At 62.1% G+C, this 15,539-nt stretch carries 13 protein-coding genes; 4 read left to right on the forward strand and 9 right to left on the reverse strand.

What is annotated here, in order from left to right; translation table 11 throughout:
• Positions 1-283: 283 nt before the first annotated feature.
• Together nfi and CLV45_RS00245 are read right to left on the reverse strand one after the other, a co-directional pair.
• On the reverse strand, positions 284-964 hold the full coding sequence (gene nfi, locus CLV45_RS00240; protein ID WP_100334397.1) for a deoxyribonuclease V: 681 nt from the start codon (positions 962-964) through the stop codon (positions 284-286).
• 212 nt (positions 965-1,176) lie between these two features.
• Positions 1,177-2,373 (reverse strand): glycosyltransferase family 87 protein, encoded by a 1,197-nt coding sequence (locus CLV45_RS00245; protein ID WP_100334398.1) that lies wholly within the window; start codon positions 2,371-2,373, stop codon positions 1,177-1,179.
• A gap of 147 nt (positions 2,374-2,520) precedes the next feature.
• Here CLV45_RS00245 and CLV45_RS00250 point away from each other — a divergent pair, with 147 nt between their 5' ends.
• Positions 2,521-3,084: a DUF1990 family protein gene (locus CLV45_RS00250; RefSeq protein ID WP_100334399.1), complete on the forward strand. Its 564-nt coding sequence runs from the start codon at positions 2,521-2,523 to the stop codon at positions 3,082-3,084.
• Positions 3,077-3,790, forward strand: a complete 714-nt coding sequence (locus CLV45_RS00255; protein WP_100334400.1) for a DUF1990 domain-containing protein — start codon at positions 3,077-3,079, stop codon at positions 3,788-3,790. The genes CLV45_RS00250 and CLV45_RS00255 overlap by 8 nt, the downstream gene beginning before the upstream one ends.
• On the opposite strand, the gene CLV45_RS00260 is transcribed toward CLV45_RS00255, so the two are convergent.
• From CLV45_RS00260 to CLV45_RS00290, 7 genes are all read right to left on the reverse strand, one after another.
• Positions 3,729-5,288 (reverse strand): glycosyltransferase family 39 protein, encoded by a 1,560-nt coding sequence (locus CLV45_RS00260; RefSeq protein WP_157807190.1) that lies wholly within the window; start codon positions 5,286-5,288, stop codon positions 3,729-3,731. The genes CLV45_RS00255 and CLV45_RS00260 overlap by 62 nt on opposite strands.
• A gap of 222 nt (positions 5,289-5,510) precedes the next feature.
• On the reverse strand, positions 5,511-6,671 hold the full coding sequence (locus CLV45_RS00265) for a PIG-L family deacetylase (RefSeq protein WP_157807191.1): 1,161 nt from the start codon (positions 6,669-6,671) through the stop codon (positions 5,511-5,513).
• A 344-nt stretch (positions 6,672-7,015) separates the two neighbouring features.
• A complete protein-coding gene (locus CLV45_RS00270; RefSeq protein ID WP_170061788.1) occupies positions 7,016-8,647 on the reverse strand; it encodes a CotH kinase family protein in 1,632 nt (543 codons plus the stop codon).
• A 375-nt stretch (positions 8,648-9,022) separates the two neighbouring features.
• Complete coding sequence (locus CLV45_RS00275; protein WP_157807192.1) at positions 9,023-9,541, reverse strand: hypothetical protein; 519 nt, start codon at positions 9,539-9,541, stop codon at positions 9,023-9,025.
• Between the two features lie 55 nt (positions 9,542-9,596).
• Complete coding sequence (locus CLV45_RS00280) at positions 9,597-11,150, reverse strand: serine hydrolase domain-containing protein (RefSeq protein WP_100334405.1); 1,554 nt, start codon at positions 11,148-11,150, stop codon at positions 9,597-9,599.
• A gap of 143 nt (positions 11,151-11,293) precedes the next feature.
• On the reverse strand, positions 11,294-11,953 hold the full coding sequence (locus CLV45_RS00285) for a cytochrome b/b6 domain-containing protein (RefSeq protein ID WP_100334406.1): 660 nt from the start codon (positions 11,951-11,953) through the stop codon (positions 11,294-11,296).
• Between the two features lie 36 nt (positions 11,954-11,989).
• A complete protein-coding gene (locus CLV45_RS00290) occupies positions 11,990-13,219 on the reverse strand; it encodes a pyridoxal phosphate-dependent aminotransferase (RefSeq protein ID WP_100334407.1) in 1,230 nt (409 codons plus the stop codon).
• Between the two features lie 125 nt (positions 13,220-13,344).
• Here CLV45_RS00290 and CLV45_RS00295 point away from each other — a divergent pair, with 125 nt between their 5' ends.
• The gene (locus CLV45_RS00295) at positions 13,345-13,878 is read left to right on the forward strand and encodes a DinB family protein (RefSeq protein ID WP_100334408.1); all 534 of its coding nucleotides are present in this window, start codon (positions 13,345-13,347) and stop codon (positions 13,876-13,878) included.
• 260 nt (positions 13,879-14,138) lie between these two features.
• Positions 14,139-15,497 carry a L,D-transpeptidase scaffold domain-containing protein gene (locus CLV45_RS00305; RefSeq protein ID WP_157807193.1) on the forward strand — a complete coding sequence of 453 codons (1,359 nt, stop codon included), beginning with the start codon at positions 14,139-14,141 and terminating at the stop codon, positions 15,495-15,497.
• Positions 15,498-15,539 lie beyond the last annotated feature (42 nt).

Genomic DNA, 15,539 nt, shown 5'->3' on the forward strand with positions numbered 1-15,539 from the left:
GCCTGTCACGACTGTGATAGGTACTCCGCACTTTTCGGGACGACCTATCACAGGCGTGACAGGTGCCTCGCGCTTTTCGGGAGTACTCGTCACACCCGTGATAGGTGCTCCGTGCTTCTCGGGAGTAGCTGTCACACGTGTGGCGGAAAGCTGACCGGTTTTCCGGGCCGCCGGGTTAGCAATAAGCGGCGGTACCAGTGTTTGACCGAGCCCGGGCTACGGCTCGGGCAAAAGGGGGCGCGTGGGTGAGCGGGGCTGTATTGTCGGGGTAGAAAGTCGGGCTTTAGCGCAGCTCCTTCTTGAACTCCTCGGCCCAGTGGTCGGCCAGGCGCGTGGGCTCGGGCAGCTTGTAGCCGCGCAGGCAGGCCAGCGTCAGGCGGGTGGCCGTGGCCTGGTCGCAGCGGTGGCCGGGGCTCACGAACAGCGGCAGCACCTTGTCTTTGGAGCGGATAACCTCGCCCAGCAGTTCCCCGCTTTTGTCGGTGAGCGGCGTGATGCTGCCCCGGGTAAGACCGGGCTCGGGGAAGCTGCCGGTCAGCTTTTGCTTGGCCACCCCGAAGCTGGGCATATCGAGCATGACGCCGATGTGGGCCGCAATGCCCATGCGGCGCGGGTGGGCAATACCGTGCCCGTCGACCATAATGATGTCGGGCTTCTGCTGCAGCTTTTCGTAGGCCCGCAGCACGTTGGGCGCCTCCCGGAAGGAGAGAAACCCCGGCACGTAGGGCACTTCCACCGGCCCGGTGTGCCACACCTTCTCGACCAGCTCCAGCGAGGGAAACCGCAGCACGACGAACACCGACAGAATGGTTTCGGGGGTGGGAAACGACGAGTCGCAGCCGGCAATAAACTCGGGCTCCTTGGGCAGGGGCAGCAGGCGTACGTGGGTCCGCAGCTCCTGCTGGGTCTGGGTGAGCTCCCGCACAAGCTGCGGGTCGGCGGGCGGGTGGTAGGGGCGGTACAAGGGTGAGGTGGTGAAATGGTGAATGGTGAGTTTTTCGGGCGGGTGGCGCGGGTAGGCTTTTTGCGCACGAAAAAGCCCCGCCTGCTGCTATACGGCAGGGGCGGGGCTTTTGGCAATGCGGCGGTGGGGTGGAGTAGCGCAAACTGTGTAGTTCGCGTGCCCCGTGCCGCGCCAACGATGGTCGTTCTGGCACGCGAACTACACAGTTCGCGCTACTGGGCTGGGGCAGCTTCGGCGGCCAGGGTTTCCTGCTCGGCGGCATCAGCGGCAGCGGCCAGCCGCTCGCGCCAGCGGGGGTAGAACAGCAGCTGACCCTGAATAACCAGCCAGGCCAGAATCATGGGTACGGCCTTGATTTTGTAAGCGTCGAAAACCCCGTCGCGGATGAAATGGGGGTAGATATCGGTAGCCGATAAGGAGGTAAACAGTGCTACCAGCACAAACAGGGGCCAGGCCAGGGGCGTGCTGCGGCGGTAGTGCAAAAACCAGAACACGAAGCCCACCACCGGAATAATGAAGGTGGGCGACTCGGCCATTTGGTTGAAGATGACCACGAAAATCAGGATGGACGAAACGTAGAGCCGGCGGTAGTGGGTTTCGGTCCAGCGGCGCCAGTAGCCCAGCGGGATAAGCAGGAAAATCAGGCCCGTGAGCTGCACCGCGCCCTTGGACACGTGCAGGCCAAACCAAGTGTCGAGCACGCCCATCAGGGAGAGCTGCACGCCGGTGGCCGAGGCCCGCACGATGTCGTACCAGCCCCGGTAAATCATCTGAAAGTCGGTCCAGTTGACCACCAGCAGGGGTGTGAAGCCCAATACCAGCAGCCAGAGTCCGGCCCAGAAGCTGTTGCGGAAGAAGCCCGGGTAAAACAGGAACAGCAGCCCGATACCGATGCCGTAAATCTTAATCAGGAAGGCCAGGGCCAGGCACAGCCCAGCCCACACGGGCTTACGGTTTTCCAGGTTCAGGTAAGTCCACAGCATGAGGCCCACCAGCAGGCAGTTGGCCTGGCTGTTGTGCAGGGCCGTCATGACGTCGATGAAAATCAGGAGCAGAAACAGCAGTTGCCGGCGCACTTCGGGGAACAGGCGGCGGCCGGCGGTATAGAGCACCGTGTTGTTGAGCACGTTCCAGAGCAGCAGGCCCAGCCAGTTGGGCATCCAGGCAAAGAGGCCCATAAACAGGGCAAACACCGGGCTGTACTTGTAGGTATCGTAGTAGTACTCGGGGTATTCGAGGTAGAGATTTTTGCCCGCCACCAGGTTGAAAAAGGGCTTGACGAAAATCAGGTAGTTGTTGATTGTGCCCTTGAAGTAGTGCTGAAAGCTGATGAGCACGGTCAGGACCGCGTAGAGAGGTACCACAAAGCGGGTCGAGAGCAGAAACTGAGAAATCCGGGAAGTGCGCATGCAGCGGGGCGAAGCTGGTGAGGAAGTGCAAAAGTAGCGGGAATTGCCGGGGCTAAGTCCAAGGGCCGCAAAACCCAACCCGCGCCGGACGGCCCGCGTTAGGGGCTAGACGGCCGGCTGCATTTCCTCAGCGGGCCTGATTCCCTTATGAAAAAACCCGAGCAACCCGCCAGCACCGGCTCCGGCCCCCTGTTTGAGCGGCGCTACTACATCGATATCGACCGGCCCGCCCTCACGGCCGGGCAGCTCATGGAGGCCATCCAGAATAACGTGGCCCACTACTCGCCCGATCTGCTGGCCCAGTTTGAGAAAATAAAGGGCCACGAGCAGGGCCTGCGCCAGGGCGACGAGTTTTCCATCAAAATTCTGGGTCCCTGGAACGGCTCGGTGCGCGTCACGGAAGTCACCCCCGACTGCTTCGAGTTCGTGACCTTGGAAGACCACCCCGAGGCGGGCCGCATCAAGTTTTCGGTGGCGCCCCTGGGCAAAGAAGCGCTGCGCTTCGAAATTCACTCCTGGGCCCGCTCCCGCGACGGGCTCGTGGCCTTCACCTACGACACGCTGGGCATGGGCAAAAAAGTGCAGCAGCAAACCTGGGAGCTGTTTTGCGAGAAAGTGGCCCAGGCCAGCGGCGGCCACGCCCGCGGCCCGGTCCAGGTCGAAACCATTGAGCACGACAAAAACTCGGCGGAAGCCCAAGCCCATGCCTAACCCCACCGCCCCCAACCAGCCCCCGCTCTGGGAAGTGCAGCGGGCCCGGCTCGAATCCTTCGGCAAGGCCCAGGTCAACTTCGACCTGGAGCGCACGGCCGAGTACACCGCCGAAAACGGCTGGCGCATCGACGACTACGAAATCGAGCTGCCCGGGGAGGCGCCCGGCCCGCCCGAAGCGCACGGCTCCTGGCAGGCGGGCCAAACGATTCTGCGCAACTACACCTTCCCGCCCTCCGACCTCATTACCGGCATCTTCGTGCCCGATGCGCCCCTGGAAAACCGCACGATGGTCTTACGGGGCCAGTTCTTGTTTTTCACCTTCTGGTTTGGGGTGCGCATCGGCGGCGTCACGGACGAAACCCGCGCCCTGCCCGACGGCACCCAGGAGCAAGTGTGGGGCTACAACTACCGCACCCTGGAAGGCCACTTCGAGCGGGGGCAGATTGAATTTACCATCCACAAAAACCTGGCAACCGGCCGCGTCGTGTTTCACATCCACGCTTTTTCCCAGGTAGGCCGCATCCGCAACCCGTTTTACTGGCTGGGCTTCAAGCTGTTTGGCCGGATGCTGCAGCGGCGCTTCGCCCACGAGTCGCTGAAGCGGCTCCGGGCGCAGGTTGTGGAAATGCTCGAAACCGGCACTACGGCCAACCGCGCATCCGACGCTGCTCGTCCCGTATCTGCTGCCGCACTTCCTGAATAATGGCCGCGTCGGGCCCGCGCAGCAAGTACACGGCCGTACCTTTTTCGCGGGCCAGCGGGTTTTGCACCCGACCCACCAGGGTGGCGGCTTTGAAGTGAATGGCGTCGTCGGCTTCCAGCGGGTCTTCCGTCACCAGCATTACTGTTTGCAGGCCTTCCAGCGGCGGAAACCAGTACACGTAGTCGGCGTTGTAGGATACGGCGGCGGGCATGCGGCCGTGGTTGTAGAAGTTCAGGGCCCCGGCCTCGCCGTAGTTGTCGGTGATAATAATCAGGTGTTGCCGCTCGGCGGGCGTGAGCTGCCGGTAGCCTTGCAGGGCCAGATTCGCCATTTCCCGCCAGCTAATCATGTCGGCGAAGTCCTGGGGCAGGGCGTGGTTTCGGCCGTCTTCCCAGCGCAGCAACCCCAGTTTTTCGTAGGGACCCGGGCTTTGCCGGATCTGTTCGGGCGACTGGAGCGGAAAGGCCACGCGCAGCATGGGCAAAAACAGCACGGCAATAAGCACCAGCAGCGCCGGCCGCAGGTAGCGCCACCGCCCGGTTTGCCAGCTGTACTCCAAATACACGCTGCCCACGGCCAGCAAAATCGGGTACACGCCAACGGCGTAGTAGCTCTTGGCGTGCATCAAGGTAAACCAGGCCAGCGTAAACAGTACCGCCCAGCCCACAAACCGGTAGGGCCGCAACGGCCGGTAGCGCACCAGACCCACGCCGGCCGCCACCAGCACCACCACGCTGTTGAAAAAGAACAGCAGCTGCTCCTTAAGAAAATCGGCCCGGTCGACGTGCACCAGCTGGCTTTGCTGCAACTCCCGCATGTGCCAGAGCACCGGCCAGTGGTGCTGGTACTGCCAGAATAGGTTGGGCAAAAACACCAGCAGCGCCACCAGCACCGCCAGATAGGTGCGGGGCAGCAGCAGCAACCGGCGCTGGGTCGTGAGCAGCAGGGCCGGAACCATACCGGCAGCCCAGAATACGAGGTTATACTTGTTGAGCATGCCCAGGCCCACGGCCCCGCCCAGCAGCACCGGCCAGCGCCAGTGCGCGTCGCGCACCATGCGCAGCAGGCAGTAGTAGGCCGCCGTCCAGGCCAGCACGTCGAAAGAGTTGGGTTGAAACAGCAGGTTCAGGCGCAACACGACCGAAAACAGCACGGCCGTAGCGGCCAGAACCTTGGCGTAGAGGCCCCCGCCCAGCTCGTGCACCGCCGCCCACACCACGGCCAGCGTCAGGGCCCCAAACAGGGCCGGAAAGAAATGCACCCAGCCTTCGGTGTTGCCCAGCAGCTGAATCAGGCCCGCCACCCAGGCCGAAAGCGGGGGCACCGACACGTAGCCGGCCGCCAGGTGGTTGCCCTGGTCGAGGTGGAGGAATTCGTCGCGGTGCAGCTCGTAAATAGGGTGCGTCACCAGGTACTGCAGCCCGATTTTGACGATGACAAAGAGCAGGAGCCAGCCCCGGTACGGCTTGGCAGCGGGTTGGGAAGCAGAGACGAGCATGGCAGAAATCATGAAGCAGCCGGACGAAGCGCCGGCCCCGTAGGCGGGCCAAGATAAGCACCGGCGGCGTCCACTGCGGAAATCAGGCGGCCTGGTTTTCGGGCCGTCGTCTTTGCCTGTGGCCCACTTGCTGCTCGGTCCGGGGTTGGGCCCACCCCTAAAAAACCAGCGCCCGGACCTGGCGGGCAGGTCCGGGCGCTGAATCGGCCGAGGAACAAGAAGCTAGGCCGTGGCGTGGCGCAAAGGCTCGGCTACCGCCGCGTAGCGCCGTTTCATGACTAGCAGACCCAGGAAAAAACCACCCAGCAGCAAGGACGCATACACAAACAGGTGCATGTTGTTGAAGTGCCGCTTGTGGTAGGAAATAAACTCGCTGGCCCGGTCCAGGGCCTGCATTACCATGTTCTGGTCGGCATCGGAGTGGCCGGGGGGGGAAATGTATTCGAGCGAAAACGCGCTGGCCGTCGTCGAGGTTACCGGTAGTCCATCAATGGAAGGCAGCCCGCTGGCCTGGAGGCTCACCGGGTCGTAGTAGAGGCGGTAATAGTTTTTGCCGATGAAGGCCTTGTGCCAATATTCCCAGGTGTTGTCGTAGCCGGCCTCGGTGGTGGCGCTGGCCGCCAGGGCAAACAGGGCCGACTCGTTGAGTTTTTCCTCGTTCGAAAGGTTTTCGGGGTAGAGGCCCGTAGCGTAGCCCTGAAACAGCTTGATCCGGGCTTTCAGGCCCTGACAGGCTTCCACGGCAATGGAACCGGCATTGCGGTGGTCGGGGTGGTCCTCGGGGTTGTAGCGCACATCCGGATCCAGGGCGTTCAGATGCGCATTGAGGGCCCCCTGGCTTTCAGCCAGAATAATGGCCCGCACCGTGGCCGTCAGATCGGCCCAGGTGGTGTAGGTAGCGGCCCCGTCGATTGTCTGCAAGGGCAGGGGCCGCCGGTGAAACTGGTCGAGGTGGGTGATGCTCTGCCAATCGGCCACGTCGGGCAGGCGCAGAAAGTAGTGCACCGCATTGCGGTAGCGGTAGCGCGCTACCCGGTGCTGGTTGAAAATGCCAGTTTCTACCGGGCCCAATGCCCCGGGGCTGGACGCGGCCTGGGCTAGGTTGGAGGCGAAGCTGCTGGAGCGCAGGGCCCCGTTCTCGCGGGCCAGGTACAGCGGCAACGAGCCGTCGCCCCCCCCGCGCAGGTCCTGGTCACCGGAAGTCAGGTATATAAACACTACCCGGGTATCCGGACTGGTCAGGTCCTGATAGGCGTCCGGATTCATAAACAGCTGCCAGTCATCGGGGTGGCCGTTGACGTAAAAGGCAATGGTGGTGGCAGCCGCTGGCTTGCAGACCAGGAGCAGCAGCCCAAACACCAGGTTCCGTAGCTTCTTGTTCATCAGCATAGGGCAAAAATGGACAGCACAGATAGGGAGAAACTAATCGAGGTGCCGTAAGGCAGTTGCCAGCGTTAAACCCTGAGCCCAAGTGGCAACTATCTCGCGTTATTTACCATGCAGTATAACGAATATTATGCAAAAAATAAATAGAATAATACTAAAATTGAACAGTTATTTCAGGCTGCCTTTCTACTGGTAAAGCTTGCCGAAGCTCAACTGGCAGCGCTACTGCGGCTTTACCGGGGCCCTGACACAATAATTCCCGCCTCGCGTAAGCCGTACGGGCTTGCACAAGGCGGGAATCTGCGGATCAGCGGTGGGGGCAAGCCTACTGCCTAACCTTGCTAGTTGATGAGCAGCTTGTGGGTCCGGACCGACGTAGAGCTCGTCACGGTGGCTACGTGCAGACCTTTGGGCAAGGCGCCAAGCGCTATTTTCTCTTGGCGGCCCCGGCCCTGCGCCCGCAGCAGCACTTGGCCCCGCACGTTGCGGATGCAGAGTTCGTAGGGCTCGGTAGTTTCCACTACCACGTAGTCATTGGCCGGGTTGGGGTACAGCGTGAGAGCCGGGGCCAAGCGGCCCGTGGTGGTGGCCAGCGTGGTATTGTTGCAGGGCTGGGTGAAGGCCGCGTCCAGGTACGTGAGGCGGCTTCGGAGCCAGGAGTTCATGTACGTGAGCTGGTCGAGGCCATACGTAAACTCGCCCCAGGCCAGCTGTTCGCGGGCGTACACGTTGTTGGAGCGCAGGTAGGTATGGGTAGTGGCAAACTTGGCCCGAATCTTCTCCTCCGTCAGCACGGTGGCGCGCAGCTGGGTCCAGCGCTGGCTGAGCGTGGCCCGGAAGCCGTTGGGAGAGCAGTCCTCGCGCAGCCGGTCGTAGAGTCCGTTGGTGAGTAAGTCGTCCGTCGTCGGCGAGTTGAGGCCCTGCCAATCGGTGCCGAAAACCCCGTCCAAGTCCCAGGGCACGAAGAAGTAAGGCTCCCCGGTCTTGTACTTGGCGATATACAGGTTTTTGCCCGTGTTATCGGTGGCCCGCAGCAAATTCAGCAGAATATAATAGTCGACGGCATTATCCAGCTTGAGCCATGCTTTATAACGGCTGTAAAACTCTTCATTCGGAGTGTTCTTAACAAAGTCCACGAACGAATACAGGTTGGACCAATTAATTTCTTCCTCCGGATGTTTATACTCAAATCCACCCCACGTTTCACTGGAATTATCGTAGGGCGGCAGCTCCGTAAACGTTACGGCACCGCCCCAGTCGCTGCCTTTGTACAGCTCGCCCTTAATTCCTTTGTCGTACTTTTTTAATTTCAGCTGCTTACGGTCTATTCGTTCCGTAAGCGCATAAATGCCCTTGTATTCGTTGTTCACAAACACTTCAACGTAGGCGGTAGCAATGCCAATTTTAGCTTCCGGCTCACTGGCTTTATAATACAGCTGGTGAATTTCCTGCCACAGCTCATTGGCTACTTTGCTGCGCATGCGCAGGGGCTCATTGTATAAAGCCTGCAGGTTCCACTTATTGTCGGTGCGCATCTGGAGCAGGCGCGCGTCGCGGGTGGTAGCTCCGGTGGTGTCGTTCCACAGGCTGAGCTCATACGACTTTTTGGGGTAAGTCTGGGAAAAGCCCCCGCGGATTTCTACCCCCGCGTTTAGCTCCGTAACCGCGCCGTTGGGCTCCGCCAGCGTGAATTTGGCGTACGTGCTCGGGCTGTCGACGATGGGGTTGCGGGCGTCGAGGTGAATAACCGGAAGCTGGGTAAAGTACAGGGTAAAGCGCCGGCCCTGGTTGGCGACCTGGTACGCCGAATCCGTTTCGGCCGCGTTCAGCGAACTAAGGAAAGTGTACGTCCGGTCGAGTTGCAGATGCGTTATCGGATCCAGATCCTGCGGCGTACCGGCCGTTACGCCCTTGTTGACCAGAATGATATTTTTAGAATAATCAATGTGGTAAAAAGACTTGGCTACCGTCAAGGTATCACCACCCTTAGCATATTGCGCTGAAAGAAGAGTAGCGAGAAATAAAAAAAAGCGAACTGTAGAAGTAAAGTCTCTACTCATGTAATAAGTATTAGGGAAACAAAAAGAAAAGAAAGCAAGCAAAAAGGGAAGCGGCGCGCAGGCAAAATCATGCCACGTTTTTCTATTCCAGCCTTGATCCTAAAAATGAATAACGGTTTGACCTTGCTATTTAATAGCAAGGCTAAATAGCTCTGGTATTTAACTCGGAATTAAAATTCAAAAAATGCTTTCCTACGGCTTGCCCCGGACGCGGCAAGCGGCAAAAAGCTAGGCTCCACCAAGGTGCCCGGGAGCATGACCCGCCCGGCGGCGCCGGGGTTGCATGGCCTACTGACTAAAATAGCGGCCCTGGAAAGTGCCTTCCACCGTGAAGCGGCGGCGCTTGGTGCCGGGGCGGGCTTCGGCCTCGCAGAGCACCGCCCGGTAGGTACCCCGAATCAGGTGGCGCTGGGCATCGAGGGCCAGCACCTGTACCACCCCGTCGTTGAGGCCGCAGGCGGTAGAATAAGCCGTGGTGCGGCCCTGCCGGTAGGAGGCGTCGCGCACGTGCCCGCTCAGAATTTCCTTGAAGCGGTACTGACCCACCGTCAGCGGAAACTGGTCGATGAGAATGGTCAGGCCCTGGTCGTCGGGGCTGTCGGTGCGCACCAGGTTCAGGCTAAGCACTTTGTTGACGCCAGTGCTGACTTCGAGGCGCGAAAAGGCCGTGTCGATGGCCACGGGCTCCCCGTTAAACTTGAGCGTGAGGCTCGTGCGGGAGCCGGCCGGCGCCGCGGGAGCCGGGCCCTGGGCCAGCGCCAGGCTACTGCCCAGGCCCAAGGCCGCTAGAAATAAACGCCACCGCATAGTGCGTACTGAAGGTGAAAGAGGAACTACCGGCGGCCGGAAAAGCCGCCGCTTCCTACAAACGGCTGAACAGGTAGGAATCGTACTCGATGAAGGGGTTAATGCGCATTTCCACGCTGGCCACGCGCTGACCTTCCACCTTGAATACGGCCGGGAAGATGCCATAGGTGGGGTTGGAGTAGGTAGCCCGGAATTCCTGCCCGTCCATGTAGTCCAGGGTGGCCGTCAGGTTAGGATGGTTCGAGAAGCTCACCAGCAGCTGCTTGCCTTGCTTGGCAATGCTGATGGGCCCAAACAGCGGGTGGGAAAACTGGCCGGTGTAGGCATCCAGGGCCAGGGGCAGCTTCTTTTTCTGCGCCACGCGCTTCTGCAGCTTGGCCACGGCGGCGTAGGTTTCCTGGTCGCCGGTGCGGGCTCCCGGCAGGTAGGCGGCGCTACGGTTGGTGTAAGGCACGCCCAGGTAGCTGTCCAGAATCTGGTAGCGCAGGGCCTCGAAAAAGCTTTGGTTGTCGTTGTTGGTCAGGATGGCAATGCCGAGCTGCTCCTCGGGCACAAAGCACACGTTGCTGACGAAGCCCGTGGCCCCGCCCGTGTGCCAGAATACCTGGCTGCCGGCGTAGTCGGCCGAGAATACGCCCAGCCCGTAGGTCATGTAGTGGGTGGGCAGGGCGCTGGACTTGCGGGTGGAAAGCAGGGTGTTGGGGTCCCGGGTTTTGCGCAGGGCCGCCCAGCTCATCACCTGCTTGCCCTGGTAACGGCCACTGTCGAGCTGGAACTGCATCCACTTGGCCAAGTCATTCACGCTGGAGACCATGCTGCCGCAGGGCCCGATGTTGTCGATGTGGTCGAAGGGCATCGGCGTGAGCGGGCCGAAGGTGTTGGAGTAGGGCAGGGCAATGTTAGCCCGCTTTTCGAAGCCCGCGGTGCCGGTGTAGGTATTGCTCATGCCCAGGGGCTGCAAGAAGTTCTGCTGCACGTAGTCGTCCCAGGAAGTGCCGCCGGTAACGGCCGGAATGACCAGGCCCGCGGCCACGAAACCGGCGTTGCAGTAGCCGTAGTCTTTGCGAAACTGCCCGCTGGGCTTGAGCAGGCGCATGCGCTGCACAATTTCCTGGCGGCTCAGGTCGGAGTCCCAGAAGGTGAAGTCGCCCTGGAAGGTTTTGGTGCCGAAGTGGTGACCCATCAGGTCGCGCACGGTCACCAGGCGCGTCGTCACCGAGTCGTAGAGCCGGAAGCCGGGCAGGTATTTGTCGACCCGGTCGTTGAGGGACAGTTTCTTGTCGTCTTCGAGCTTGGCCAGGGCCGTACCGGTGAAGAGCTTGGTGTTGGAGGCAATCATAAACAGCGTGTTGGCGTCCACGGGCTCAGACTTGCCCACGGCCCGCACCCCGTAGCCCTTGCTGACGACCACCTTGCCGTTTTTGATGACCACCACCGACAAGCCCGGAATCTGCCACTGCCGCATGCCCCGCTCGATGTAGCGGTCCAAGCTGTCGGTCATGAAGCGGCTGGGCGCTTTGCTCTGGGCCCAGGCCGTAGGGGCGGGGCCGGCCAGCAGGCTCAGCGTCAGGGCGGAAAAGGCAGTCAGGCGGGAAAGAAAAGGAAGCATGGAGCAGAAATCGAAAGCGGAAGAAAGCAGGCCGGAGGGTATCAGCCCTGAAATTGACACTATAAAACGACAAAACCGCTTCTAGCCCGGGTAGAAGCGGTTTTATTTTGCTAACCCAGCCGAGTGGCCGGCCGCCGACGGGGCTATTTGCCGCCGTTTATCATGTCTGACACGATGCCCCGGTTCTTGGTCAGTTCGGCCCACATCACGCCCCCGAGGTGAAACCCGATAAAGGCCAGGACCAGGTACATCGTCACGTTGTGCACTTCCTTAACGGTGTGCTCGATTTTGTGCAGAAATTCCACGTCGTCGGCGAATATCAGCACCAGGCCCGTGCCGACCATGACCGTGAGCATGAGGTAGAAGGCCAGGTAGGAGTATTTGACTAGCACCGAGTGGCGGGTGTCGCGCACATCGGCGCCCACCTGCTGGGCATACTGCCGGGCCACGCCGAGCTTGGTGGCAAACCGTTGCGCCCGGGGCTGCACAAATTCCAGCGCGATACGGAACAGCAGCAGAAACGACAAGGCCACGCCCAGGTAAATGTGCCAGTCCCAGATGCGGTGGGAAATGATGCGCGTCAGGCCCCGCACCTGCTCCTTGCTCATCGTGACGCCCTCTTTTTGCAGCACCTCCTGAAACTGCGGCCCCACGGTCTTCATTTTTAGAATCACGAACAGGAACAGAATGGTGGTGAGCAGGCCGGAAATAACGGCCGCGCTGCCCCAGTGCCAGAGCCGTAGGCCCAGGGAATGGCGGTTGGCAACGGGCGGCGCCGTAACGGGGGCGGATTGTACTTGCATGGAGGAAAGCGGTGGAGAAAGTAGGCGAAAAACAGCTTAGTGGCTGTGGTCGAGGGCGGGCTCGGGCACCGCAATTTCCCGGCCGGGATACACCAGCAGGGCCTGTTCGAGGCAGGTCAGGGCCCGGTCCAGGTCGGCGCAGTTGAGCACGTAGGCCATCCGGATTTGCTGCCGGCCCAGGCCCTTGGTGGCGTAAAAGCCGCTGGCCGGCGACAACATCACCGTTTCATTTTCATAAGCAAACGATTCGAGCAGCCACTGACAGAACCGGTCGCAGTCGTCGACGGGCAGGTGGGCCATGACGTAGAACGCGCCCCCGGGTACGGGGCACTGCACGCCGGGGATGGCTTGCAGGCGGCGCACCATCAGGTCGCGCCGGGCCAGGTATTCGGCCTTGGTGTGGTCGAAGTAGCTCTCGGGCAGCTCCGAAGCGGCTTCGGCCAGCACCTGAGCCAAGCCGGGCGGACTAATCCGCATCTGGGCAAACTTGAAGGCGGCCAGCTGCAGGGCCTTGTTCTTGGTAACAAAAGCCCCGATGCGGGCCCCGCAGGAACTGTAGCGCTTCGAAATCGTGTCGAGCACTACCAGGTGCTCGTCGGCTCCTTGCAGGTGCAGGGCGCTGACGTATTCCCGGTCGTAGCAGAACTCCCGGTAGGCCTCATCCGAGAGCAGGTACAGGTTGTGGCGCACGCACAGGTCCTTGAGCAGCTCGAGCTCCTGCCGGCTGTAAACGTAGCCCGTGGGGTTGTTGGGGGTGCACAGCAGCAAGGCCTTGGTGCGGGGCGTGATGCGGCGCTCAAACTCCTCGATGGGCGGCAGGGCAAAGCCGTCGGCCAGGTAAGACGTGACGGGCACAATGCGCACGTCGGTAGCCACGGCAAAGGCGGTGTAGGCCCCGTAAAAAGGCTCGGGAATGATGAGCTCGTCGCCGGGGTTGAGGCAGCACATCAGGGCAAAGAAAATAGCCTCGCTGCCACCCGTCGTCACCAGAATATCGTCGACGCTGACCGGAATGCCGACCCGCTGGTAGTAGGCGGCCAGCTTGCGGCGGTAGCTCAGGTAGCCCGCCGTGGGGCTGTATTCCAGCACCCGGATGTCGGCCTGCTGCACGGCCGCCACCATGGTGGGCGGGGTTTCAATGTCGGGCTGGCCGATGTTGAGGTGGTGCACGTGCACACCGCGCTGCTTGGCGGCGTCGGCGAAGGGCGTGAGCCGGCGGTACGGCGACAACGGCATAGCGTGGCCACGCTGCGAGACTTCTAACATGGGCCGAAAAAGGGTAACACCGACCGGAAACGACCGGGGCGGTGGTGAGAAAAAGCATTTCGAATCAGCAAAAAGCAAACAAAAAGGCGTTCTAACAAGAATATCCTTTGCCGGTTAGTCTACTTATGCACCCTCCCAACCTTCCGGAAGTATGGCTGCGCGGGCCGCTGCCCGGCGTGCCGCCCCTGCTGCAGCCCGTGGCCCACGCCCTGCTGCAGGCCCGCGAGGAACTGCAGGCCCAGCTCCTCGATTTTCCCGCCGACCAGCTCTGGCAGCAACCCGGCGGAGTGGCCTCGGTGGGCTTTCACCTGCAGCACCTGCGCGGGGTACTCGACCGGCTGCTGACCTACGCCCGGGGCGAAGCCCTGAGCCCGGTGCAGTTGCAAGCCCTGCAGCAGGAAGGGCAGGCGCCGGCGGCGGGAGGCACGGTCGGGGAGCTGGTAGCGGCCTTCAACGCGCAAGTAGATGCCGCCCTGGTTCAGCTAAAGGCCACGCCGGAAGCTACCCTAACCGAAGTCCGGGGCGTGGGCCGGGCCCAGCTGCCGTCCACGGTGCTGGGCCTGCTGGTGCACGCAGCGGAGCACACCATGCGCCACCTCGGCCAACTGCTGGTCACGGCCCGGGTGCTGCGGGCAGCGGGTTTTGGGCAGCATGGATAAGGCTTGATTGCCAGGGGATTATTGCGTAACTTAGGAAAAGGCCACCGGTCTGCTGAGGGCTGGTGACGACGATTTTTTAACCGCGCTTCTATGCTGTAAGCTATACCTGCCCGGCTTTTTCCACCCTTCTGGCCAATCCGATGATACACGGGCGAAGAAGTAGTGTGCGGCCTGCCTTTTTAGGGGCTGTTCTGGTTTGCTGCGCGCTGCTAGGGCCTCCAAGTGGAGCCGTAGCCGGCGGCGAGAAGCCGGACGCAGCCGTGAGCCGCGGCTCGGCGGCGGTGCTCTACCTACGCGCCCTTCTCGACACGGCCGCGCTGGGCGCCCCGGCTACTTACGCCCGCCTGGGCCTGCAGGCCGGGGCCGTAGTCCAGACCTTCTACGCGCAGCGGGGTTTCGAACCGGCCTGGACGGATGCTTCCGCTGGCTGGAGTAGTCCGGCCCGGGAGGCGGTGCAGCTGCTGGGCCGGGCCCGGGAGTTTGGCCTGCGCCCGGCCACCTACGGCCACTCCCTGCTGGTTGCTCTGCCCGATTCGCTGGCGGCGGCCACCACCACCGACGCCCGCAGCCGGCAGCTGGCCACCTTCGAGCTGCGCCTCACCGATGCCCTGCTGCGTTACGCGGCCCACCTGCGCGCCGGGCAGCTCGACGCCCGCACTCTGCAGCCCGTCCCGCTCGGGGGCGAAGCAGCCCGGCAGGCCACCGCCGCGCTGGAGCAGGCCCTGGCCGCGGCAACCTTGGCGCCGGCCTTGCTGCAGGGCCAGCCCCGCAGCTTTACTTACCGGCAGGTGCAGCAGGCCTGGAGCCAGCAGCTGGCCGTCACCGATTCGCTGGGACTGACCGGCAACGAGGCCGACTTCCGGCGGGTGGCCGTGAATCTGGAGCGGCTGCGTTGGGAAACCCCGGCGGCCGATACCGGCGAGGTGGCCCTGGTCAATATTCCGGCGTTTCGGCTGCAAATACTCAAGAATGGGCGGGTAGTGCAAAGCCACCGGGTGGTGGTGGGCAAGCCCGAAACGCCCACGCCCACGCTCAGCAGCCGGCTTATCGTTTTCGTGACGGCGCCCGACTGGCGGGTGCCCTATAGTATTGCCGTGCGCGAAATACTGCCCCAGCTCCAGGACGACCCCAGCTTCCTCTACGACAACCACTACCGTCTCTACGACGCCCGGGGCCGGCTGGTGAACCCCTGGCACGTGCCCTGGCGCACGGTCACGCCCGAAACGTTTCCCTACACCATTCGGCAAACGGCGGGGCGGCACAATGCCCTGGGCAACATCGTGTTTTACTTCTCCAACCAGCACAGCGTCTTTCTGCACGACACGCCGGCGCGCAGCCTGTTTCAGCGGCCCCAGCGCGCCCTGAGCCACGGCTGCGTGCGGGTCGAGAAGCCGCTGGCCTTGGCTACCTACCTGCTGCGGCGCGAAAACCAGCAGGCGGCCCTGACCAGTGTGCGCCGCAGCATTGCCCAGCGCGAGAAGTGCCGCTTCGACCTGGCCCAGGGCCTGCCCCTGCAGATTCGCTACTACACCTGCCAGGCCGACAACGGCCGGCTGCAGTTTTATGCCGACGTGTACTGCCAGGACGAGCCCCTGCTGGCCGCTTTGTTTGGGCGCTAAAGCCGCGCTGCCTACCCCCAACGGCCGGTTGATACCGCCTAA

This window comes from Hymenobacter chitinivorans DSM 11115 (assembly GCF_002797555.1).
In the GTDB taxonomy this organism is placed as follows: Bacteria; Bacteroidota; Bacteroidia; order Cytophagales; family Hymenobacteraceae; genus Hymenobacter; species Hymenobacter chitinivorans.

What these genes read in the sequence shown, in the direction of transcription:
- CLV45_RS00245 (WP_100334398.1), bottom strand. Translation starts at nt 2,373, where the DNA reads ATGCGCACTTCCCGGATTTCTCAGTTTCTGCTCTCGACCCGCTTTGTG.
- CLV45_RS00250 (WP_100334399.1), top strand. Translation starts at nt 2,521, where the DNA reads ATGAAAAAACCCGAGCAACCCGCCAGCACCGGCTCCGGCCCCCTGTTT.
- CLV45_RS00255 (WP_100334400.1), top strand. Translation starts at nt 3,077, where the DNA reads ATGCCTAACCCCACCGCCCCCAACCAGCCCCCGCTCTGGGAAGTGCAG.
- CLV45_RS00260 (WP_157807190.1), bottom strand. Translation starts at nt 5,288, where the DNA reads ATGCTCGTCTCTGCTTCCCAACCCGCTGCCAAGCCGTACCGGGGCTGG.
- CLV45_RS00265 (WP_157807191.1), bottom strand. Translation starts at nt 6,671, where the DNA reads ATGAACAAGAAGCTACGGAACCTGGTGTTTGGGCTGCTGCTCCTGGTC.
- CLV45_RS00275 (WP_157807192.1), bottom strand. Translation starts at nt 9,541, where the DNA reads ATGCGGTGGCGTTTATTTCTAGCGGCCTTGGGCCTGGGCAGTAGCCTG.
- CLV45_RS00280 (WP_100334405.1), bottom strand. Translation starts at nt 11,150, where the DNA reads ATGCTTCCTTTTCTTTCCCGCCTGACTGCCTTTTCCGCCCTGACGCTG.
- CLV45_RS00285 (WP_100334406.1), bottom strand. Translation starts at nt 11,953, where the DNA reads ATGCAAGTACAATCCGCCCCCGTTACGGCGCCGCCCGTTGCCAACCGC.
- CLV45_RS00290 (WP_100334407.1), bottom strand. Translation starts at nt 13,219, where the DNA reads ATGTTAGAAGTCTCGCAGCGTGGCCACGCTATGCCGTTGTCGCCGTAC.
- CLV45_RS00295 (WP_100334408.1), top strand. Translation starts at nt 13,345, where the DNA reads ATGCACCCTCCCAACCTTCCGGAAGTATGGCTGCGCGGGCCGCTGCCC.